Annotated in this window: 14 protein-coding genes, 1 tRNA gene and 2 pseudogenes; 10 read left to right on the forward strand and 7 right to left on the reverse strand. The window is 61.9% G+C overall.

Features of this window, described 5'->3' with window-relative positions:
* Positions 1-317 precede the first annotated feature (317 nt).
* The 8 genes and pseudogenes from KHC24_RS20885 to KHC24_RS25195 form a co-directional block, all read left to right on the forward strand.
* Positions 318-1,153 (forward strand): annotated as a pseudogene (locus KHC24_RS20885) (alpha/beta fold hydrolase).
* A 37-nt stretch (positions 1,154-1,190) separates the two neighbouring features.
* Positions 1,191-1,925 (forward strand): SDR family NAD(P)-dependent oxidoreductase, encoded by a 735-nt coding sequence (locus KHC24_RS20890; protein ID WP_213365323.1) that lies wholly within the window; start codon positions 1,191-1,193, stop codon positions 1,923-1,925.
* 142 nt (positions 1,926-2,067) lie between these two features.
* On the forward strand, positions 2,068-3,027 hold the full coding sequence (locus KHC24_RS20895; protein WP_213365325.1) for a quinone oxidoreductase family protein: 960 nt from the start codon (positions 2,068-2,070) through the stop codon (positions 3,025-3,027).
* Between the two features lie 37 nt (positions 3,028-3,064).
* Positions 3,065-3,466, forward strand: coding sequence for a RidA family protein (locus KHC24_RS20900; protein WP_213365328.1), 402 nt, complete (start codon positions 3,065-3,067; stop codon positions 3,464-3,466).
* A 208-nt stretch (positions 3,467-3,674) separates the two neighbouring features.
* On the forward strand, positions 3,675-4,025 hold the full coding sequence (locus KHC24_RS20905; protein ID WP_213365330.1) for a cupin domain-containing protein: 351 nt from the start codon (positions 3,675-3,677) through the stop codon (positions 4,023-4,025).
* A 301-nt stretch (positions 4,026-4,326) separates the two neighbouring features.
* Entirely contained in the window at positions 4,327-5,760 is a 1,434-nt protein-coding gene (locus KHC24_RS20910; protein WP_213365332.1) for a zinc finger domain-containing protein, read from the forward strand.
* Between the two features lie 375 nt (positions 5,761-6,135).
* Positions 6,136-7,104, forward strand: coding sequence for a DUF4917 family protein (locus KHC24_RS20915; RefSeq protein WP_213365334.1), 969 nt, complete (start codon positions 6,136-6,138; stop codon positions 7,102-7,104).
* Positions 7,105-7,330: 226 nt separating this feature from the next.
* Positions 7,331-7,780: pseudogene (locus KHC24_RS25195) on the forward strand (HNH endonuclease); the annotation flags it as partial.
* On the opposite strand, the gene KHC24_RS25200 reads toward KHC24_RS25195, so the two are convergent.
* Positions 7,770-8,822 carry a hypothetical protein gene (locus KHC24_RS25200; RefSeq protein ID WP_246547376.1) on the reverse strand — a complete coding sequence of 351 codons (1,053 nt, stop codon included), beginning with the start codon at positions 8,820-8,822 and terminating at the stop codon, positions 7,770-7,772. The pseudogene KHC24_RS25195 and the gene KHC24_RS25200 sit on opposite strands and share 11 nt — an antisense overlap.
* A 589-nt stretch (positions 8,823-9,411) precedes the next feature.
* Between KHC24_RS25200 and KHC24_RS20935 the strand changes: the two genes are divergently transcribed.
* Positions 9,412-11,472 carry a DUF3363 domain-containing protein gene (locus tag KHC24_RS20935; protein WP_213365342.1) on the forward strand — a complete coding sequence of 687 codons (2,061 nt, stop codon included), beginning with the start codon at positions 9,412-9,414 and terminating at the stop codon, positions 11,470-11,472.
* Positions 11,473-11,998: 526 nt separating this feature from the next.
* On the opposite strand, the gene KHC24_RS20940 is transcribed toward KHC24_RS20935, so the two are convergent.
* The 3 genes from KHC24_RS20940 to KHC24_RS20950 form a co-directional block, all read right to left on the reverse strand.
* Positions 11,999-12,979, reverse strand: coding sequence for a hypothetical protein (locus KHC24_RS20940; RefSeq protein ID WP_213365345.1), 981 nt, complete (start codon positions 12,977-12,979; stop codon positions 11,999-12,001).
* Positions 12,980-13,185: 206 nt separating this feature from the next.
* Positions 13,186-14,847: an AAA family ATPase gene (locus KHC24_RS20945; protein WP_213365347.1), complete on the reverse strand. Its 1,662-nt coding sequence runs from the start codon at positions 14,845-14,847 to the stop codon at positions 13,186-13,188.
* 2 nt (positions 14,848-14,849) lie between these two features.
* A complete protein-coding gene (locus KHC24_RS20950; RefSeq protein WP_246547378.1) occupies positions 14,850-16,208 on the reverse strand; it encodes a DNA cytosine methyltransferase in 1,359 nt (452 codons plus the stop codon).
* Positions 16,209-16,874: 666 nt separating this feature from the next.
* Here KHC24_RS20950 and KHC24_RS20955 point away from each other — a divergent pair.
* On the forward strand, positions 16,875-18,527 hold the full coding sequence (locus KHC24_RS20955) for a recombinase family protein (protein ID WP_213365351.1): 1,653 nt from the start codon (positions 16,875-16,877) through the stop codon (positions 18,525-18,527).
* On the opposite strand, the gene KHC24_RS20960 is transcribed toward KHC24_RS20955, so the two are convergent.
* The 3 genes from KHC24_RS20960 to KHC24_RS20970 all read right to left on the reverse strand — a co-directional run bounded on the left by KHC24_RS20960 (position 18,498) and on the right by KHC24_RS20970 (position 21,587).
* A tRNA-Arg gene (locus KHC24_RS20960) sits at positions 18,498-18,574 on the reverse strand. The two genes, KHC24_RS20955 and KHC24_RS20960, sit on opposite strands and share 30 nt — an antisense overlap.
* 177 nt (positions 18,575-18,751) lie before the next feature.
* Entirely contained in the window at positions 18,752-20,047 is a 1,296-nt protein-coding gene (locus tag KHC24_RS20965) for a glycoside hydrolase 5 family protein (RefSeq protein ID WP_246547380.1), read from the reverse strand.
* Positions 20,040-21,587 carry a sensor histidine kinase gene (locus KHC24_RS20970; RefSeq protein ID WP_213365353.1) on the reverse strand — a complete coding sequence of 516 codons (1,548 nt, stop codon included), beginning with the start codon at positions 21,585-21,587 and terminating at the stop codon, positions 20,040-20,042. The genes KHC24_RS20965 and KHC24_RS20970 overlap by 8 nt, the downstream gene beginning before the upstream one ends.
* Positions 21,588-22,022: the final 435 nt, after the last annotated feature.

A 22,022-nucleotide genomic window follows, 5' to 3' on the forward strand; every position in this document is an offset into this window, starting at 1 on the left:
CATCGGCCACGGCGACGAATGTCTGCAGATCCTCGATGTCCAAGTCGGCGTTCCCCGTTTTGCGACACAGCGTGCCGGAATATGGAGCTACCCTATCAGCTGACGGAACGGCAAGTTGCGCCCGGCAAGCGTCGCCCGCCGGCGCGGACCTCGAAGCGGCTCGATCTGCCCGCCGTAATAGACCGTTCACGTGCGGCGGCGTGAGATTCTACGCGCCGCCTTTTGGATCTCTCGCGGAGACTCCTCAATGCCGCTCAGCCGCCGCGATGCCCTGATCTCGGCCTCGGCGCTCACGATGTTCAAGGAGGAAAGCATCCATGGGCTTTGTCACGACCGACGACGGCGTACAGATTTTCTACAAGGACTGGGGTGCCAGGGATGCCCAGCCGATCGTTTTCACCATGGCTGGCCGCTCAGCTCCGACGACTGGGACGCGCAGATGCTGTTCTTCCTGTCGAAGGGCTATCGCGTGGTCGCGCATGACCGGCGCGGCCACGGGCGCTCGGAGCAGGTCGCCGACGGTCACGACATCGACCACTACGCGGCCGACGCGTTTGCCGTCGCCAAGGCGCTGGACCTGAAGAACGCGGTTCACATCGGCCATTCCACCGGCGGTGGCGAAGTGGCACGGTACGTGGCGCGACATGGCGAACCCGCGGGCCGGGTGGCCAAGGCCGTCCTCGTCGCTGCCATTCCGCCGCTGATGCTGAAGACCGGCGACAACCCTGAGGGCACAGCGATGGAGGTCTTCGACGGCTTTCGGACGGCGCTGGCCAGCAACCGTGCGCAGCTCTTCCGCGACGTTCCCTCGGGCCCGTTCTACGGCTTCAACCGCGAGGGCGCGACGGTCCACGAAGGCGTGATCCAGAACTGGTGGCGGCAAGGCATGATGGGGAGCGCCAAGGCACACTGTGATGGCATCAAGGCCTTCTCGGAAACTGACCAGACCGAGGACCTCAAGGCCATCACCGTGCCGACGCTGGTGCTGCACGGCGAGGACGACCAGGTCGTTCCGATCGCCGCCTCGGCTTTGAAGGCGGTCAAGCTGCTGCCAAACGCCTCGCTGAAAACCTATCCCGGTTTCTCGCACGGAATGCTGACGGTGAATGCTGATGTGCTGAACGCCGACCTTCTGAAGTTCGTTACGAAATGACGTGGCTGCAGGCACGGCTCAACAAGAGGCTGACAAGATGAGCAGACTTGAAGGCAGAACGGCGGTCATAACGGGCGGCGCGACCGGCATCGGCTTTGCGTCGGCCAAGCGCTTCGTCGAGGAAGGCGCTTTCGTGTTCCTCTTCAGCCGCACCCGGTCGAGGCTTGATGAAGCGGCGGCGAAACTCGGGCCGCATGCGCGTGCCGTCGCCGGGTCGATCAACGAGATCGCCGATCTCGATCGGCTCTTCGAAACCGTCAGGGCCGAGCGTGGCCGCGTCGACATCCTGCTCGCGAACGCCGCCATCTCGGAACCCACGCCGCTTGGGCAGATCGCTCCCGAACAATTCGATCGGGTCTTTGGCGCGAACGTGAAAGGATTACTGCTCACCGTCCAGGGCGCCTTGCCACTCATGGGCGAAGGCGGATCCATCATCCTGACCGGCTCGAGCGCGTCGGTGAAGGCGTTCCCGAATTTCAGCCTCTATGCCGCGACCAAGGCTGCGGTCCGCAGCTTTGCGCGCAGCTGGACACCGGAACTCGCCGACAGGGGGATCCGCGTGAACGTGCTGTCGCCGGGCGGCACGCGGACGGAAAAGGCGCTGGAACTCATGGGCGACGAAGGGATCGAGGCGCTCCGGGGGGCGACACCGATCGGACGCGTCGCCGATTCGGACGAGATCGGCGCGGTAGCGGCGTTCCTCGCCTCGCGTGACAGCCGCTTCATGGCCGGGAGCGAGGTCTTCGCCGATGGTGGCATCGCCCAAATATGACCATCGCGGGCGCGGCCCGGGACAGGTCGCGTATCGACGAGCAGCACCGGCCCGGGCCATCAGCCGCCGTTCCGCCGCCTCGCTTGTTTCGGTCCCGCAGACGGGTCCGACCACTCCCGAGCGAGGACGCAGCGAGCGAACCATGAAAGCAGCGATCTATGACCACCCCGGCCCGCCAGATGTCCTTCGGTACGCGGACGTGCCCGATCCGGTCTGCCTGAGCGATGGCGTGCTAATCCGCGTCGAGGCGGCCGCCATCGAGGGCGGCGACCTGATCAATCGCGCGTCCACGCCTCCGCCCCACCCAGCCTTCGTCGTCGGCTATGCGGCCGCTGGCGAAATCATCGCGGTCGGTGAGAACGTGAAGAATCGCCAGGTGGGCCAGAAGGTGACGAGCTTCGATCTCGCCGGGTCGCACGCGGAGTTGCGCGCCGTTGCCGCCAGCCGGACTTGGCCTGTGCCGGAAGGGCTCGACACGGCCGGCGCCGCAGCTCTGCCGATCGCATTTGGAACAGCTCATCACTGCCTCTTCGCACGGGGTGGTTTGAAGCGTGGCGAAACCGTCCTCATCCAGGCCGGCGCCGGCGGCGTCGGGCTCGCCGCGATCCAGCTCGCGCATCGGGCAGGCGCGACGGTGCTTGCAACGATCTCCGGGGCCGAGAGGGCCGGACGTCTGATCGAGCTTGGCCTCGATCACGCGATCGATCATCGCTCGGACGATGTCGTCGATATGGTCATGCGTCTGACGGAAGGCCGTGGCGCGGATCTCGTCGTGGACCCGGTAGGAGCCACCTTGCAAGCTTCCCTCGCGGCGCTCCGCCCCGAGGGGCGTCTGGTCTTCGTCGGCAACGCCGGTGGTTCGCAACTCGGTATCGATCTGTGGCCGGCGCTGCAGGCGAACCAATCGCTTTTCGGCGTCTTCATGGGAACGCAGTTGGAAAAACCGGAGGTTTACCGCACGGTTTCCAGGATGCTGGAGCTGGCGGTGACCGGGGATCTTGAGGTGATCGTGGACAGGTCGTTTCCACTTGCGGCGGCTGCGGAGGCTCACGCCTATGCCGAAGCCCATTCCATCCTCGGGCGCGTCGTCATCGCCTCCTGATGTGCCGTCTTGGTGAACCGCTGAAGAGAAGGACAGAATGGAAAAGCCGGAATTCTTCGTCACCCCGGGCTATGGGGAACGTCTGCGCGACCTGCTGCACTACTCACAGGCAGTGAGGATCGGAAACCGCGTGGAGATATCGGGCCAGGGCGGTTGGGATGACGATCTGCGGATTCCCGATGTGCTGGAGGAAGAGATCGCTCAGGCGTTCCGCAATGTGGAGCGCACGCTGGCGACGGCCGGCGCGGGCTGGGAACACGTGGTGCACGTCAATTCCTACCATGTCGGCGGCTTTCCCCCGGAGGTCAACGAGACGATGGCGCGACTCTATCGCGAGTATATGCCCCATCATGCGCCGATCTGGACGCAGACGGGCGTCGACGCGTTGGGGCTACCGACGATGCGCATCGAGATCCGCGTGACCGCCATCATCGCCTGAGGCGTGCGGAGGCAAGTCGACTCGACCTTGTTTCCCCGATCAGGTGACTGTGCGATCTGCCCCGAAAGCAGGCGTGTCGACGTCGGCGAGGAGCATTTCGAGACGAAGATCGTCGATCTTTACCGCTGGCTGGAGGGCGATACTCGCCATTCTTCAGATGCAGCGGTCTGGATGGCGGCCCGAAACGATCTGCGGAAGGAGAAAAGTGATGAAGGTTCGCAAGTTCACCATCGCCGATGCGGCGCTGGAGCGCTCGCCCGGCCAGGAGGCGGATGTGTTCGTCGGCAATCTGGTCGATGAGCGGCACGGCGGGCCGATCACCATCGGCTATGGACGCTACGCGCCCGGCCAGAGCCTCGTCGAGACAATGGCGGTTGACGACGTCATGATCGTTCTGGAGGGAAGGCTTACGGTTTCCACCGATGCCGGTACGGTCATCGTCGGCCCTGGCGACATCGTCCATATGCCCAAGGGTGAAGCCGTCACCATTCGCACCGATGAGGAGGGGGCGTTGACCGCCTATGTCACCTATCCGCATTGGCGGCCCGCACACACATAGATTGCGCCGCCTTCATCGATACCGCTCTCGAAGCCGCTGCCGGGAGGATCGGTTCATTCGCCAACCAGTCAGGAAATGGTCTTGCAGATGCGAGTGCTGAGCGCCCGGAAGCGGACGCTCCTCGCCTGCGCCCGTCCATAAGGCGGAGGGCATCGACGTGGGTTGAGACTAGAAGGCCGCGACGTATTGGAGGATCGCGTAAATCAACGCGCAATGGGTAGTGACGCGCGCGCGGAGTGCGTATTAGCTTCCATTTTACCGGCTGGCTTCGCGTAGCTGTCTAATGTGAGGATTTGCAAGGATGAAGCCTTCCAAGAGCGCACCTAAAGCGCCGCGCCTCTCAGAAATCGAGGGTGCCATCCACCTGAGGATGTCGCCGAGCCTTCTCGCCCATTTCACCAAGCATGCGGTGAAGTATCAAGAGGACGTTAAGCTTCGCTGCGTCGAGGACGAGGGAGGTCGTTGGTACACGACGAAAGATCTCGATGCGTTCGACAACTACCTCCGAGCTCCCTGGCCAAAGTCACCTAAGGCACAGCGACCCAAACTTCCTGACAAGATTCGAAAAGAGATCATGCTCGAAGCTGCAGCGGTTTGCCCGATCTGCGGCTTTGAGTCGGCGGGCGAGGCAGCGCATATTGAGGCGGTGTCGGCGAGCAAGAGCCACCATCCTGAGAACTTGCTTTGGCTTTGTCCTAACCATCATACAGTGATCGACGACGTGGCTCAAATGAGCAACGTGAAGATACCCGTCGCGCAGGCTGTAAAAGAGCTACTGGTGGAAAGAAAGCTTCGCCTGTTGCGGCACGAGTTTGCTCTAGACAAAAGCATCCTCGACCTGATCCGCCTCGTGGAGAAGGCGTCGGACATGCTAGCTAATGCCGGACTCAAAGACGCGCATGGGGGGATCGAGGCAGTCGCGGCAATTGACCTCAAAGGGCTGAGCAAAGCCGCGAAAGCAGCCAGTCGCGCCAAAATTTCCAAGACGGATGCGGACGCGGTTTCACTGCAAGCATTTGCCAAGAAGATTTCAACCTCAACCGCGAAGGCATCCGTCAAGAAGCCCTCATCGCTTGTGAGTTGGAAGGAAGAAGCCGAGCAGGCCAGGAGCGAATATCTAAAGGCAACAGGTAAGGTTGATTGTCCGCTCTGCCACGGCAGCGGTCATCACGACAGCATAGACTGCCCTGTATGTCAGGGTGAAGGTTCGATCCGCGAAGAAGACGAAGAGAAGGTTGATCTCGCCGATTTCGAGATGGTCGACTGCCCAGTTTGCGATGGTGCGGGAACCCTCCGCGGAGACCTTTGCCCCGGATGCGGCGGCGACGCGCGGATGGAACGTCGGTTCGCAGGGAGTATCGACGTTAGTGCCTATGGCTTGGTCGATTGCCCTGTCTGCGACGGAAGCGGGAGCCGTGATGGGGACCAATGCCCGTTCTGCAGGGGCGAAAGGCAAATAGAATCGCGCCATGCAGCGGACATCGATCTCGCAGACTACGACGACGTAAAATGCAGGCTATGCAATGGCTCTGGCCAGTATGAGGGCTTCGACTGTCCCGCATGTGCTGGCGAGTGTCGGATACCCAAGGGAATGTCTGATCGCATTGACTGGAGCGATTTCGATTTGGTCAAATGCCCGGAATGCAAGGGCACTGGCGCCTCTGAATATGGCGGCGATTGCAGGTTCTGCGGCGGCCACCGAAAAGTGTTCCGGAGGGATGCAGATGCGCGGTAGCAAGAGGCTCTGAGGTGCCGTTGTGCTCTGGTAGGTTCCGCCCCCCCGGCGACAGAACTGCCTGCTTTACGCGAGAGGTTTCATAGCCTTGGCAGTATCCCAACGACCGAGATGGGGTCTAAGCTGTCGTAGAGATCAACCCGCTTTCAAAGGAGTCGTTCGATCCTCTTCACCCATGAGCCGACCGTCTGGATACGGCCCAATCCCGACCATTCAAAGGATCGATGGGCGTACCGGCAAAGCGACCGAACGAGTGTCAAGCCTCGAGGTGACATCCGCCGACTCCACTCGTCGGCAACAGCGCCGCAGTCTTGTGGCCTCGTCTGATAAACCATCGGTAGCGGCTTGCATCCAGAGAAGAAGAGGGTAGATCTAATGGCTGATCTGATTGACTTCCAAGAAGCCCTGACACGCACGGAAGGTGAAGACCGCGCACTCCTGATCGGGAACGGATTTTCAGCCGAGTACTTCAGCTACAGCAACCTGCTCGACAAGTCGGGACTCGCCGTCGGAACCCCAGTTCGCAATCTGTTTACTGCCCTTGCTACCGTGGACTTCGAAGCAGTCGTCCGAGCGCTGGAGGGCGCGGCCCTTGTGGAGCGTGCATACGGGAACTCCGCCCACGCCGCCGATATCGAAGCGGACGCGCAGAAGGTTCGGGAAGCACTCGTCGAAGCTATCAACGCTACGCATCCTGCCCACCGGGAGGATATCCGATTAAATTATACGAGCAGCGCCGCGTTTCTTGCGCACTTTTCGACGGTCTTTACGCTGAACTACGATTTGCTTTTATACTGGGTAAACTTGGAGAAATCGGCGTTGCGTGATGGTTTCGGCCTCGGCAAGGCGGTAGGGTCCTTTCATGGTCCGTTCTCTGAACAAGCGTATTGTCATATCTACAATCTGCATGGTGGTCTTCATCTATTCGAGAACGGTACGGGAGAGATCTTGAAGGCCGTCGATCGCGGAGCAGGCGTGATCGCGACGATCACTGATGCGATCGCAGAGGGTCGTCGCTTTCCGGTGTACGTCGCGGAGGGCACCAGCGTTCAGAAGATGCACAAGATCAGCTCTGTCGCGTATCTCCGCCATTGCTATGACACGCTCCGTACGAACTCTGCTGCGATGTTCGTTTACGGGCATAGCGCCGACGAGAATGATGCGCATATTTATCGCGCCATATTCGGCTCTGGAGCGGCCCATCTCTATTTCGGCGTCTATGAGCCAAACGAAGAAACGCTAAATACATTGGATGGAGCTCTTGCGAAGTATCAGAAGACGTCAGGCTCATCTGCTGACTACACGTTCTTCGATAGTCGAACTGCGAAGGTGTGGAGCGCGTGACATAGATCGCGATGCCCCCCCCACGAAAGCGCCTGCTATCGCAACTGTCCTCGCCAAAGCAGACAATCTGTATACGGCCAAACTGGCCATACGTTGCTGCCGCAGCGAACATACTCGTGGCGCGTCTCGGCTCCTGGCGCCCTCGCCCGCGCGGAATAGCGCGGTGAGATCGCGCCATGGGATTCGGCATTCTCATCCGCCCACGGATACGGATTTGCCTCCGAACGGATTCAGCGAAGAACAGGCTCCCTTTGCGTTCGAGGAGAGCCGGGAGCACGTAAGCTATTTGTCGTCACGGATCGTGCGGAACCGCGTCTTCCGACGCATCGTCCTACACGCCTATGATGAGCGCTGCGCCATCAGCGGCTTGAAACTCATCAATGGCGGCGGGCGGGCCGAGGTCGCGGCGGCGCATATTCAGCCGGTTCAGGCGAACGGTCCGGATATTGTCAGCAATGGATTGGCTCTGTCAGGTACGGCGCACTGGATGTTCGACCGGGGGATGATCAGTCTGACGGACGATCTCGATGTGCTGATCTCCCGGCACGCCAACGATCCTGATGGCGTGCGCGCCTTCATCAATCGGAGCGGACGCGCAATTGCCCCGCAACGGGCGTTCGAGCGTCCGCATCCGCACTTCCTGCGTTGGCATCGGGAGCACTGCTTCAAGCAGTGAGGCCAACTGCATCGTGACGCTGCAGCTGCATCAAGCGCGCAACATCCCGGCGGAGGCGCCGCAGTTCGGGCCATGGGAAATGCCGCCCCTCGGCGCCATCCGCACCGATGGCGATCAGTACGTCGAGCTTCGCGGCCAGACCGCGCAGAGAGGTGGCGTCTGCCGCAAAGAGCCGCGCGATCAAGCGCTCTTCATCGTCGGAGGCAGCCGCCTCTTCCTGCCGAGTGGCGGAGTAGCCGGTGGTGCTATCCGCGTTGTCCCAGCGCCGTTGATGTGCGCGCAGGGTGGCAGCGACTTCGGCGCGTCGCGTGCGTAGCGACGGCAGATCGGCCGCAAGCTCATCGAATTGCATCATAGAGCTGACCCGCACAGGCGACGGCAGCTCGGTTGCAGCTAGAACCACCTGCGGAAAGCCGATCGTCCGCGCCAACTCAGACTCGAGACGCTGCTGTTTCCGGCACAGAGCGAGCGTGCGCCGATGTGCGGCGCGCCACGCTTTCCATCCAAGGACAGCCGCGTCCGTTGCGCCCTGATCCTGCGGTTCGGCCGCAGCCGAACTGTTGAAGGAAGTGCCGCCGATCGTAATCAGGACGGCGGAGAGAACGTCCCTCCGGGATGGCCGGGACAGACTCATGCTAATCTCAGAATCAGCCATGATCCGAGCTCCAATCAGCTTGGTTGTGGTCAGGCCGGGTTGGGTGTTCGCGCACTCACCCCGGCCGATGTACGTGCAATGCACGTGCATGACTCTGCCTCGAACGACGCCGGATCGCAAGCAATTAGGCCGATGACGAAACAGCCCTTCACTACCCGCATTGATGCTGACGTACTCGCGCTTGCGCGCCAGCTCGCTGACGCCGAGCGGCGATCCATTACGGCTTTGATTGAAGTTGCCTTGCTCGAATATGCCGAGCGTCGAGGCATCTCCGTGGCCGAAAAATCGCAAGAGGTTGCCGAGCCTAAACGCGGCAAATGATACCGAGATTGGTGATCTTTTACGATCAACCGACAGCACATCAAGCCGCCCTGCATTGCTGCTCATGTGCACAACAATTGCGACCTCTGTGCAGTTCAGCGGCAGTTTCTCTGCAAGGTTTCTGCACGGCGATGGACATCCATTGGCATCACGAGGGCAGACTCGACGCTGGTTAGGCTGCCGCGTGAGAGGCGTTTGACCGCGAATCCACTGCGTCGCCGATCTCGCGTCCGACAGCGGTCGTGGTAGCCTCGGCGCCGGCAGCGTGTCAGCGGCTCGCGCTGGCCAGAATGTGGTCTTCTCGGTTGTTGCCTGGTAGTATATTCGGCGGATGTTGTCAGAATTAGGTGATAGGCAGTGAAGCAGAGGAATTTGATGGCAAGATAAAGCGCTCTGCCGATCGCAATGTCTGGCGCCATCATCATGTTGTCTGCACATTGTTTTTGGCAAGTTGATGCACCGTGCCGAGGCTGAGACGCAACCTGCTAATGAGGTGGTTGTCAGTCTTAAAGCTATGATTTGGGCGGTTTTTGGCGGTCGAAAGCGCAATGTGCGCGCCGCCCTTTGCTCGCTGCGACAGGTCTTTGCGCGCTAACCTGCGATTCCGCATTTTCTACGCTTGATACTCTGAGGCGCTGCCCCTCATCGTGCCGGCATGGCACAGGACGACGGCGACAAATTCCGGGTCCGCCCCGGCCGGATCCGCCAGCGCGGCACGCGGCAGAGCGGCCTTGCGACATTGCCATTCCGGCGTCAGGTCGAGATCGCCGTGCGCGAGTCCGGCGGCTGGTCAGGCCGGAAAGGAAACGGGCGCTATAACGTCCGCGGTCGCGGCGTCCGGGCGGCGGGCGCGCTCTCCGGCATCGATCGCGGCTGGAAGGTCGATGCCGGCGGACGCTTCCGCTCGCGCCGCGTGGTGGTCAAGGCGCGGGTGGTGAAGCTCGGTGTCGTGCGTGGCCGCGGCGCGCGTAAGACAGTCGGTGCTTCCGCCAAGGCGGCCGATGCGCATCTGCGCTATCTCCAGCGTGACGGGGTGACGCCCGACAGGCAGAAGGGACGCTGCTATTCGGCGGTCGAGGATGAGGCCGATGGCAAGGCCTTCCTGGAGCGCGGTCGCGAGGACCGCCACCAGTTCCGCTTCATCATCGCGCCGGAAGATGGGCTGGAGCTCGGCGACCTCAAAGGCTTCACGCGTGAGCTGATGGGGCAGATGGAAAGTGATCTCGGTACCAGGCTCGACTGGATCGCCGTCGATCACCACAACACCGGTCATTCCCACACTCATGTGCTGGTGCGCGGCGTCACCGATGAGGGACGTACCCTCACCATAGCCGGCGACTACATCGCCCATGGGATACGGCACCGCGCCAGCGACATCATCACCCGCGAACTCGGCCCGCAGAGCGAGCTGGAACTGCAGCAAAAGCTCGCCTCCGAGGTCGAGGCCGAGCGGCTCACCCGGCTGGATCGTCTCTTGATCCAGGAGCAGGAGCGCGAGGGCTTCGTCGATCTCTTCACCAGCGGCAACCGGCTGATCCGGGAGAACCAGAACCTCCTTATCGGCCGACTGCGCAGGCTGGAGGGCTATGGCCTCGCCACCGAGGACTTCCCCGGCGAATGGATCGTCGCATCGCGCACCGAAGCGACCCTCCACGAGATGGAAGCCCGCAATGACGTCATCCGCTCCATGCACCAGGCGATTGAGGACAACGGCCTCGGCGAGGAGCGCGGGACCAGCCAGTATGTCCGCCATGCGCAGGAACCGGAGCAGACGTTGACGGGCCGGGTGCTGGGCAAGGGACTGGCCGGCGACGGACTGAGCGAGACCACCTTTCTCGTGGTCGATGGCATCGACGCCCGCGTCCACCACGTCGAATTCCCGGACGCGGTTAAGCTCGAGGGCGTCCAGCGCGGCATGATCGTCGAGGTCACGCCGCCGATCACCCAGCCGCGCATCGTCGATCTCAACATCCTTGAGAACGCGGATCAGAATGGCACCTACAGCCCGAGTACGCACCTCGCCCGCATCCGCGACCGCTTCGCCGAACAGGGCAAGGACCCGGAGGCCTATATCCGCTCGCACGTCCGCCGACTGGAGGCGCTCCGGCGCGCAGGTCATGTCGAGCGGGTCCATGCCGAGCGCTGGACCATCCCGAAGGATCTCGCCGAGCGAGGCCTTGCCTATGACCGCTCGCTTGTCGGCGAAGGTCCCAATATTCGGATCGCGTCAGAGCTCTCGCTCGACCGGCAGATTGGCGTCGAGGGTGCGACTTGGCTCGATCGGGAGCTGGTCTCACCGACACCGCGTTCCCCCGACGGCTTCGGTCGGGACGTTACCCTCGCCCTCGACCAGCGCCGGGACACGCTGGTCGATATGGGGCTCGCCACGCGGCAGCCCGGCGGTCGCATCGAGACGCCCAACCTGCTCAGCCGCCTCCAGCACCGCGAGGTCGAGCGCGTCACCGCCGACCTCGCCAGGTCCACAGGCTTGACGTCCCGGCCGTCCGGTCGCGGCGAATATGTCTCCGGCACTGTCACCCGCCAGCTTCAGCTCGTCTCCGGCCGCTTTGCCATGCTGGAGGACGGCCTCGGCTTCCAGCTCGTGCCCTGGCAGCCAATGCTCGATAAGCAGATCGGCAGGCACCTTTCCGGCGTCATGCGCGGCGATGGGGGGATCGAATGGGATCTCGGTCGGCAGAGGGGGCTGGGATTGTGAGCACCGTGTTCCAAGCTGTTGTCGCTCTCGGATGAAATAGTGCCGATTGGCGTCACCCCGCCCACAGCAGCAGTTCAAGAAAGGATCTTCCGCGAAAAGCAGGGCGCCGGTCAGCCGCCGCTGCCTCAAGGCTGGCGCTCCGCGCCACCGCTCACGCGGCTGCGGCCTTGACCCAGCCATGGCAGACCGGAAGGGGCTGGCCATCGCGGAAAGCGGCTTCTGAGCTGACCATCCAGCTCTTGAGGCGCCGCCAAGAGTGGATGGAGGTCAGGAATAGACCAGGGTCAATCTAAAAAAGGTAATGTAGGTCAGCGCTTAGCTAGCTGAATCCATCCGAAATCTCCTCCACGCCTCCAATACGTCAATATCCTACCAGCGGCCTATAGACACTGCGATAGGGTCGGAAAGCTGCTCACGGAGATTTCGGGGTCGGGTGAGCGTGCTATCCGCAGACGTGCGTCAGCTCGAAAACTTCGCTCGTTGTGCCTGCCTAAGGAGCCTTTCACACCAAATGCGATGCCGCAATTTACGCGATGTCGATAAACCGCTGCAGGACCTCGCGTATCGCCGACGGAGGGCAAATACCGATCTGTCCTACACTCAGTTGAGTAAATCCACTGCTGTGCACAACTCCTTCCGGTCCGACCGCTATGGCCATAATCTTACCGCCGGTTCGCGATGCGAGTTCGGAGGCGTAGGCAACCGCTTGGTAATAGCCATTGCGAGCAACGAAATCCACGTTCCACGAGTATTTGCATTCGATCACCAAGAATGAATGGCCGCGAGGATGAGCGAGAAGCAGATCGGCTCCCAAGCGGCGGTCTTTGAGCGCGATGCCGGCGGTCGCTTCGGCATAAGGCGAACGGACTCCCAAATCATGCCAGATGCCAGCGGCCTCAAACCAAAGATCGAATGCTAGATCGCCCCGCGCGGTCAAACGAAATGAGGGTCTGCCACCACCTGGTCTCAAAGGTCCTTGCGATAGGGTCTGAAAGCCGAGTGATCGGGCCGATAGCAGTATTTCCCCCAGGATGGCTAGATGGAAAAGTCGCCAGCGGATATTTTCATCTGGGATTAGCAGTTCGTTGGCAAGCGCTTCCGGTGAGGCGTCGAGTACGGAAAGCCTATTAGCGATCTCGGACACAGTACCCCATGGGCTGCCGGCTCTTCGAATCGCGATAAGATCGTGGCGGCCCGGACGAATTGCCGGAGCCAATGCTAGCGGCGCTCTCATAATCGCGCGGCGGCCCGCATCTAATTGGGCCCTAATTTCAACATCGGCATCGGCATAGCTGGATACTGCGCTATCTCGGATTGTTCCCAGTCGTTCAAACGTCCACCTAAGAGCGGTGCTGAGCAAGCTGTCCGCGTGCCGCGCAGTTTGGCGACCAATAAAAGCTGAAGGTGGCCAACCATATCGGATCCGAGTTTCCGGCCAAGATATCCCTGATGTTGGTGATTGAGTGGTGGTGGTTTCGTGCAGGCGTACCGCTGGCAGCGCATCCATCCATTTGTGTGCGCGAGTGGGCAATCCAACAACCAACGGCTTAATTTGCTCGAGTAATACACGGTGGGCTCGAGATTCGATGTCTGTCGCGGACCAATCAGACAAGCCGTCATCGCTTGGCAGTGCGAGGCCCTCATACAATTGGCCACGACCTGTCCACCGACTAAGGACTTCGTGCAGTCCGTCACTCGGAATTGGCGGTGCGCTTAGGCCAGCGATCCGAGCATGGAACGGATCCACTGCCACTCCTTCTCAGCGAGAGAACGATTGCCGAGGGACCGCTGCTCTAAAGCGTCGAGGTCGGCAGTCTCAAGTTGGGCAAGCCATGTTCCAACGTGAATGATATACGCTTCCGCCATAAGTTCTTGGGGATCTGTCTCCATATTGCTATCCCGCGCGTCGTCCTCCACTGCGGGATCCGTCGCGACTCGCAAATAATCGCACATGGCTATGAACAAAGCCGGCCCCAGCAGCGTGGACTCTGAGGCATAGTGAGCTGCGTAGAGTTCAGCGACCTGATGGCGAGTGGTGAAGGCTAGTTCGCCTCTGCTATCGGCAAGTATTTGACTGAACGTCTCAGGTGTGGCTGCAGGGATTGGCACACGCACAAAACGGCGTCCAAGTGCTTGACCAAACCGAAATACCCTTTGGGCGTCTAGAGCATTGTAGGTTCCTATCAAGCGCCAATCGGTTCCGGCTGAATAAATTATCCTACCGTCGTCGGTATCGGATCTGCTGGAGATGCCGGCGCTCCAGTCCAATAGAACTTCTCGGGCATTCCTATCGCTTGTCTCCGTTCCAATAGCCACTCGACCTCCCGATAGCCAAGTAAGCAGGCCTCCAAATATTCGGTCCATATCTGCGCGATTGGCTTCATCTAGGATCAGCCATCTACCTTCGCCGATCGATCTCGGCACCCAACCAGGTCTGAAAGCGATGTTACCCTCAATTATCGTTTCGCCTCCGACCAGATCTCGCGTCGTCCAGCTCTCGTCGGGCGTAGCCCAGAGGGGCTCCTTCGTGATGCGCCCAGCTCTTTCAGTCTCTCTCGCAAAATGCGAGATGGCCCGACGGACAAGAGTAGTTTTTCCGGTACCAGGAGGCCCGACCAGAATAACGGCAGGTGACGAGCGGATTGCGTTAACAATCATCCGCCAGATCCGAGAGTCGAGTTCTATCTTGTGGTCTTCGCCGGCCCCTCCCACAGGAAGAAATGCAGGGTGCGCGAGTTCGGTCGTCCGCGGCAAGTCACTTACTGGAGCAGCCGCAATCCTGCTCGCGGTCGCGCTAACAATTTGATCTATATTTGCAGCCTGCGATTCTTCATGGATCTGCCTCAATCCCTTTTTCAGCTCGTCCGGTGTCAACGCTGTGATGTCTCCACAGTACCAGACCGCGTCGTCGGCAAGCGCGGCATACATCGTTACTGTCTTGCGGTCGAAACTCGGCGTTAGAGAAAATGTAGCGCTGTCTGCATAAGGAATATCGCGCTTAGCTGCTTCGTTAGCAAATGCACCGAAAAGTTTAGCGGCCGAAACTGCCATGAACCGACTATCAGAAAAATCGAATACAAGCAGGAACGGGCTATGTACGAATAGCTTGGCGCCGCTCTTCGCGATAGCTTGGCCTAACGCCTCCGCGCGGGTGGCAGGTCGATTTCTCGCATTGAGAATTGAAGTGAAAGCGATCGCATCAAACGCTTCACCGTCATATTTTATCTCGAACCTATAGACCGGATTCGAGCTCCCTCCCATCGCGAGACCTAGCTCGTTCTTGGCCTGCGCAGCTGTAAGGCGCTGGACACGGATGTTTTGATCTTGGCTGGCAATTTCAACCAGCCGATCTCGCAAAGCATCATCTTTGGCCATACTCAAGCCCGAGCGACAGTAGAAGCGGACGTCGCTGTAAATTCCGCGTCAACACCATAGAATCGATCTAATATTTCTGCGGTCGATTGAGCTATTACATGCGCCATCAAAGGGGGCACAGCGTTTCCGCACAGTTTATATTGATCAACCTGACTTCCATAGAAGATGTGCGTGTCTGGAAAAGATTGTAGCCGGGCTGCCTCGCGAACTGAAATTAATCGCTGCTGGCCCTCGTCGTAGTGGATGAACGTCCCCCAGTGCGGATCGGGCTTGGTGAGCAGGGTGCCAGAAATTTCATGGGACGAAAGACGGCCATAGCGCTTCGTATGGTCCTTTCTAAGAGCTCTCTGCATCCCTGGCGGAAGTAGATCTCGGGGTATTGAGCGCCAGTCGCCGCCAGCAGGAATGTATTTTACACGCTCCGTGTTTGGGTAGGTGAGCGCTCGACACCAGTGATTTGCTAGAACGCCTGCGCCGTCGCGCATCACCTTTTGAAAGTCGCCCTGTGGCTTCCTCGCGCCCGCGTACGAAGCGAAGTCTTCACCATGGCCATTTGTTAGGCGGGGAAGGTCTCCAATTGCCTCTCCGACTGATACTGGCGGAAGCAATTTCGGTCCGATTTGTGGAATGGCACTCTGTTCAAACCGCCTTCGGAAGCCAATGGCGTAATGAAACGTGTGATCGCGGCCACCTTTGAAATGGGCCTGAGCAAGAGAATAATGGCGGGGGCTTGGAAGAATGACCTTGCCGGCACGTTCAGTCACGTCGCGGCGCGTGCCGACGACGACGACGCGGAATCTGTCCTGCGGAACGCCATAATGTGCGGCGTTTAAGATTTTGAAGTCGATATCATAGCCGGGGCATTTTGCCACCGGTTGGGAGATTCGAGCAATGAGTTCATCAAAAAAGCGTCCCCCCTCGAGGGAGAACATTCCGGGCACGTTCTCCAAAACGAAGACCTTAGGCGACAAGCCGTGCAGAAGGCGGACGTAGTGGCGGAAAAGGAAATTGCGCGGATCCTCCGCTGACCGAATGTGCGAATTGAGCGAATAGCCTTGGCAGGGGGGGCCACCGAGTAGCACGTCTAACGAGCCTGCTTTCAATGCCCTTCCATCGCGATCGGCAACTGCGCCTAAGATGCGACTAGTGTCGATGTTTTCCACCGATCCAGGGAGGGCCAACAACTCTCCGTTTTTACCATTCGACATGGCGTAAAGCGGATCGAAGTTCATCAGGAAAGTATGCAGCGCAGTCGGCCAAAGGTCGTTCGCAAATCGCGTCGCGAACCCGCTACTGTGGAAGCCGCGGGATAGCCCGCCTGCGCCACAGAACAGCTCACCCGCAGTGTATGCGCGGTGCATAAGCCCCTGCTCCCCCATGTTACCCTTCGCTCACAGCCGATCGCGACGGTAGCTTTATGCGATTCTCTCGTAAACGCGATTGTCGAATAGGCGCGAGGCGATCTTCATCGAGCCGGAACAAAAGGTGAATCACTTTGCGTAGCCCGTCAATCAGTGCTTTTCGACGACAGCAGAAATAGTCCATAGGGCGCAGCCCGGATCGAGCCAATCTGCGGGCAAGCGGATATTGGCGACTGCGGAGGAAAGGACGCCTTGGGGAGACTGAGCTGCCAACGCTCATTCGCTCGGCGAACATCGAAAGCCGCAGCGTGCGTAACGGCTATTCCGTGAGGCCCCTCGGCCTTCCAGACTGGCGAGATGCCGAAATGCCGAATGCTTCGAGGTCGATATTCCCGCCTGCGTCCGTGCCCTGGCACATTGCCGGCGGACCTTTACGCCTACGCCAGAGAGACGGCTCGGCCTTCTCATAATCCGCGCATCATCGAATCCGAGCGTGCTAGAATCCGTGTGACCGATGACTGGCCGGAAAGGCTGCCGATAACGGAAGCCGAGCTGCGGGTTATCGAAGCCCACTTCGCAGAGGTGCTCGACGAGCTGTTCGGCCCTCTTCCGTGAGAGGAGACGCCGGACGTGGCCAGACATGCAGCAGAGCGGAATGTAGGAGCTGTGACCGGCGTCGCGGAGCGAGCTGCCCTCTATCTTCGCGTCTCGACCGGGCGACAGGCTGATAGCGATCTCTCGATTCCCGACCAACGCCGGCAGATCGAGAACTACTGCCAGGCGAAGGGTTGGGAGCGGGTCGCGGAGTTCATCGAACCGGGCAATACCGCCACCGATGACCGACGCCCCGCCTTTCAGGCGATGATCGACGCCGCCCTGACCAAGCCGGCACCCTTCGGCGTCATCATCGTTCACAGCTTCTCGCGCTTCTTCCGCGATCAGTTCCAGTTCGAGTTCTATGTCCGCAAGCTCGCGAAGAACGGCGTGCGGCTGATCTCCATTACCCAGGACCTAGGCGACGATCCCATGAGCGTCATGATGCGCCAGATCATGATGCTGTTTGACGAGTACCAGTCCAAGGAGAATGCGAAGCACACCCTGCGGGCGATGAAGGAGAATGCCCGTCAGGGCTATTGGAACGGCTCACGCCCTCCCATCGGCTACCGCATCGTGATTGCCGGCCAGCGCGGCTCCAAGGTCAAGAAGAAGCTGGAGATCGATCCGATCCATGCCGACACGGTCCGGCTGATCTACAGGCTGGCCCTGACGGGTGATCCGCAGCGCAACAGCAGCCCGATGGGCATCAAATCGATCACCGCTTACCTCAATGAGCGCAACATCCACACCCGCGATGGCGGGCGCTGGGGGATCGCTTCCGCCCATCAGATCCTGACCCGAACCACCTATATCGGGGAGCATCGGTTCAACACGCGGGACCACAAGACCCGCGCCCCCAAACCGGAAGCCGAGCACGCGATCGCCCAGGTTCCTTCGATCATCACCGAGGCCGAATTCCGCGCCGTCCAGGCGAACCTCAAGGCGCGAAGCCCCCGATGGACGCCGCCGCGCGAGGTGAGCGGCCCGACGCTTCTGACCGGAATCTGCTTCTGTGCCAGCTGCGGCGGCGCCATGACGCTGCGGACCGGCAAGGGCAGCTCCGGCGGCATGTATCGCTACTATGCCTGCTCGACAGCAGCGCGCATGGGCAAAACCGGCTGCAAGGGTCTTGCCGTCCGCATGGACCGGCTCGACCGGGCCGTCATTGATCATCTGGAGCGACGCATCCTCGATCCTGAGCGTCTGTCCATCCTTTTGGAACAGCTTCTCCACCGGCGCGAAGAATGGGTCGAGCGGCGGCGCAGCCACATCACCGAGCTCAACAAGCGGGCGACGGAGGCCGAGGCCAAGCTGAAGCGCCTCTATGAGGCGATCGAAAACGGCCTCATCAATATGGCCGATCTCTCATTGAAGGACCGCATTGCCGAACTGACCGCGATTCGCGACCAGGCCCAGGCCGACGCCGAGCGCGCGCAAGCGGCTGTGGAGAGGACTGGCCCGAAAGTTACCGTCGAGAGCCTGAAGCACTTCTCCGAGGTCGCCCGCGCCAAGCTGCGCACCGAGACCGGCGAGTATCACCGCGACCATCTTCGCGCGCTCGCGCAGCGCATCGAGGTGGTGAGCAAGTCGGAGATTCGGCTCATGGGGAACAAGTCGGACCTTCTGCGCACCCTAGCAGCCGCATCAAGCGTAGGAGCGGCGGCGAACGGCGTTCGCAGTTTTGTACCGAAGTGGCGCGCCCGAAGAGATTCGAACTCCTGACCCCCAGATTCGTAGTCTGGTGCTCTATCCAGCTGAGCTACGGGCGCCCGGCCGAGGTCATGAGATCCACCGGCCTTCGTCGCGGAGGTGATACCCCTCGCGAGAGGCCCGTCAGCTACCCCGATTCCGACATCAATGCAACAGCCCTGTCGCATCGAATCGCATCAAAGGCCCTCTCGCTTGTGGATAGCCGGGACTGGCGACAAACGGCGGGGCAGGCCCGATCAGCGCACCTCGAAGGGCAGATTCGCCGTGGCGGCACTGCCCCGCCCGTCACGTATCTCGACAAAAAGTCGATATTTTCCAATAGATAACGGGCGCACACGCGCGCCCTTCGCCAGCGGCGTGGCGGCACTATCAACCACCCCGGCGTCCGGCTCGAAATCGCCGGCAACGGTACGGACGCGGGATTCTTCCCGCACGATCCAGCGGATGTCCAGGCGATCACCGTCGGGATCGTTTGCCGCCAGCTCGACCTCCCAGCCTTCGGAGGTTCCGACGCTGGCATAGGGCTGGGACGGGTTGCCGACGAGGCGCAACGCCGCGATGCGCGGGGCGTGATTGCCGTCCGGCGTGCGGCCGCCCCAGGCCTCCGCCATTGATTCGGAGGCCTCGGTCCATTCGCCGGACGGCAGGCGCAGGCTGTGCCAGCTTGGCGTCACCTCCTGCTTCCACCCCCATAAAAACAGAATGATGCCAACGTCTTGGTCTTCCAGCGCCGCGAGATAGCGCCTGAGTTCGATCGCTTTCTGAGTGGAGGACAACTCGAAGGGCGCGCCCCACGGAGCGGTGGCGGCCTGCCACTGGCCGCGGGCGCCAAGCTCGGTGATCACGATCGGGCCGGTCCAGCCCTGGTCGCGGGCACGGGCGGCGACGGAATAAAGCGCGTCGCCATAGGCGTTTATGCCGAGCACATCGATGCTCGGTGCGGCGGCGCGCAGCTTGCGGATCTTGTCGGCGCCGGTCTCCGCCAGCACGGCGATGCGCGGATGCGCCGGGTCGACGTCCCCGACCATCGCCGCCACCTGCTCGATCGCCGGCCAGACGGCGGCATCGTCGGCGAGCTCGGATTCGACCTCATTGCCGATGCCCCACATCAGCAGAGCCGGATGATCCTTATATTTCTCAACGACTTGCCGAAATTCCGCCAGCTGCCTCTCCACAAAGGCACGGTCGGCATAATCGACACCGCGCCGCGGATGCTCGACCCACAGGCCGACGATCACCTTCAGCCCCGCCTGCTGCGCCGCATCGAGCACCTTCCCCGGATCGCCGCCATAGGTGCGGATCGTGGTGGCGCCCAGGCCGGCGAGCTCGGCCAATGCCTCCTCCCCCGCCGCGCCACGCACGCGGAACGGTTTTCCGTCCACGAGAACCTCGGTGCCGGCAACGCTCACGCTCGCCGCCATGGCGGACCCGCTCAGTGCAGTGAGGTGTAGGATGAGGCCGAACAGGCCGATGAGACCGGCAATCGGACGGGAAAGCCGGGCGCGCGCCAGCCGGCGCCTCGAATCAGCCATGCGACCGCAGGGCCCGATGGGCGTCGAGGTCGACCGGACGATCCGGGATGCGCAGCTGGAAGGTGGCACCGATGGTGCCGGGCACCAGGCGGATCTCGCCGCCATGCGCCTGCATCAGCTCGGCGGCGATGGCGAGGCCGAGGCCGGTGCCGCCGCGCCGCGCCGACCCCTGAAACGCCTCGAACAGATGCGCCCGCGCCGTCTCCGGCACGCCGGGGCCGGTATCGGCGACCTCGACCACCACGGTGGAGCCTTCACGGCGGCCGGTGACGCGGATCTGGTCGCGCAGCGGGTCGTTGGGGGCGCGGGCGGCCAGCGCCTCCATGGCATTGCGGCAAAGGTTCAGCAGCACGCGGAACAGCTGGTCGGCATCGGCATCGACCTTGAGCCCGCGCTCCACCGCCTCCACCCAGCCGATGGCGGGACCATCCTCGGCGCCGAGGCCCAGCGTGTCCTGCACATCGGCGATCAGCGGCGCCAGCGCCACCATGCGGCGCTCCGGCGGCGGCTCCTGCGCCTTGCCATAGGCCAGCGTGTGCTCGCAATAGGCGATGGCGCGGTCGAGCGCCGCCTCGAGCTTGGGGGCGAAGCGCTGCACCGCCGGGTCCTCGATCATGGCGAGGCGATCGGAGAGCAGCTGCACCGAGGCGAGCAGGTTGCGCAGGTCGTGGTTGATCTTGGAGACCGCGAGCCCCAGCGCCGCCAGCCGGCTCTTCTGCTGCAGCGTCTCGCGGATCTGCCGCTGCATCTCCATGAATTCCCGCTCCGCCTGACCGATCTCGTCCATGCGGGTGGTGGGATCGAGCGCGGCGGGCGGCGCGCCGGGCGCCAGGCGGAAGGCGACCATGCGCTCGGTGAGCCGGCGCATCGGCCGCACGAACATCCAGGCGAGGCCGAGATAGATGAGCCCGCCGGTGAGCGCGGCGATGATCAGCGACACCAGCACCAGATTGCGGGTGAAGCGCAGCATCGCCTTGCGCAGCGGCGTCTCGTCGATGACGATCTCGACGAAGCCGCCGAGCCGCGGCGGGGTACCGACCACGCGGACGATGCGCCCGTCCGGCGCGAACAGCGTGTCCACCGCCTCGGTCACCGCCTGCCACGGCGCCACGTCGCGCAGATCGACATGCAGGTCGACTTCGGGAGGGATGTCGGAGGAGGCGAGCAGGCGGCGGGTGTCGTTTCGCTTCAGGGCGACGGTGATGGCGCCGACGCTGCTCAGCAGTTCGCGGGTGAGCTCGGGCGGCACCATCTCCTGCGGCGCCGCGTCCAGCACCAGCGCAGCGGTACGGGCGCCGGCGAGCCGATCCGACAGCCAGTTGACCCGATAGGCGGCGATGGAGGGCACGATGATCAGCAGTTCCGCCAGCACCACGAAGGCGACGGTGAAGGCCAGCAGCTTGCCCGACAGGCCGAGATGGCGCGGCAGCCGATACGCGGCTGGCGCCGGCACGACGGCCTCCTCCGCCGCCGGGACAGGCGGCAGGGTGCGCTCGGCAAACACGGCCGGGGTCGATGCGGCGTCGAGAGGCGTGGTCATCGCAGCCTTATCTAATCGCGACCCGTCGCTCGGCCAGAGGTGCGCGGCGGCGCGTCGCACGGAAACGTGAAAACATATAGGGTCGAATACGGCCATGGCGAGGCCGCGCCCGTGTCGAGAACTGCAAACGGCCCGTTGTGAGGCGCGTTGAGCGACGGCGCATCGGCACCCGATACCCGCTGCCGCCGGCCCTGCATCCGCTGACAGCGGTATCAGGCCACCGTTTTTGCTCCCGACCAGGCGATGATGGCGGGAAACGGCGGAAACGGCCCATACACGCGATGTCCTGAACCGATCGGCCGACGGGTGCGCCCTGCCCCGCCGATCGTTCATCATGGCCGCGTCGCGCCGCGGCCGACCCGTTTCGCATGGCAAAAAACACCCGGACAGCACGAGCGGCACTTATCCTCCCTGCGGTGCACCACCCGCGCCGAG

The organism is Ancylobacter defluvii (assembly GCF_018390605.1).
Lineage (GTDB): Bacteria > Pseudomonadota > Alphaproteobacteria > Rhizobiales > Xanthobacteraceae > Ancylobacter > Ancylobacter defluvii.

Excerpts from the sequence above, each read along its gene's own strand:
- KHC24_RS20890 (WP_213365323.1), top strand. The coding sequence starts at position 1,191 with ATGAGCAGACTTGAAGGCAGAACGGCGGTCATAACGGGCGGCGCGACC.
- KHC24_RS20895 (WP_213365325.1), top strand. The coding sequence starts at position 2,068 with ATGAAAGCAGCGATCTATGACCACCCCGGCCCGCCAGATGTCCTTCGG.
- KHC24_RS20900 (WP_213365328.1), top strand. The coding sequence starts at position 3,065 with ATGGAAAAGCCGGAATTCTTCGTCACCCCGGGCTATGGGGAACGTCTG.
- KHC24_RS20905 (WP_213365330.1), top strand. The coding sequence starts at position 3,675 with ATGAAGGTTCGCAAGTTCACCATCGCCGATGCGGCGCTGGAGCGCTCG.
- KHC24_RS20910 (WP_213365332.1), top strand. The coding sequence starts at position 4,327 with ATGAAGCCTTCCAAGAGCGCACCTAAAGCGCCGCGCCTCTCAGAAATC.
- KHC24_RS20915 (WP_213365334.1), top strand. The coding sequence starts at position 6,136 with ATGGCTGATCTGATTGACTTCCAAGAAGCCCTGACACGCACGGAAGGT.
- KHC24_RS25200 (WP_246547376.1), bottom strand. The coding sequence starts at position 8,822 with ATGAGCAGCAATGCAGGGCGGCTTGATGTGCTGTCGGTTGATCGTAAA.
- KHC24_RS20935 (WP_213365342.1), top strand. The coding sequence starts at position 9,412 with ATGGCACAGGACGACGGCGACAAATTCCGGGTCCGCCCCGGCCGGATC.
- KHC24_RS20940 (WP_213365345.1), bottom strand. The coding sequence starts at position 12,979 with ATGGATGCGCTGCCAGCGGTACGCCTGCACGAAACCACCACCACTCAA.
- KHC24_RS20945 (WP_213365347.1), bottom strand. The coding sequence starts at position 14,847 with ATGGCCAAAGATGATGCTTTGCGAGATCGGCTGGTTGAAATTGCCAGC.
- KHC24_RS20950 (WP_246547378.1), bottom strand. The coding sequence starts at position 16,208 with ATGCACCGCGCATACACTGCGGGTGAGCTGTTCTGTGGCGCAGGCGGG.
- KHC24_RS20965 (WP_246547380.1), bottom strand. The coding sequence starts at position 20,047 with ATGGCTGATTCGAGGCGCCGGCTGGCGCGCGCCCGGCTTTCCCGTCCG.
- KHC24_RS20970 (WP_213365353.1), bottom strand. The coding sequence starts at position 21,587 with ATGACCACGCCTCTCGACGCCGCATCGACCCCGGCCGTGTTTGCCGAG.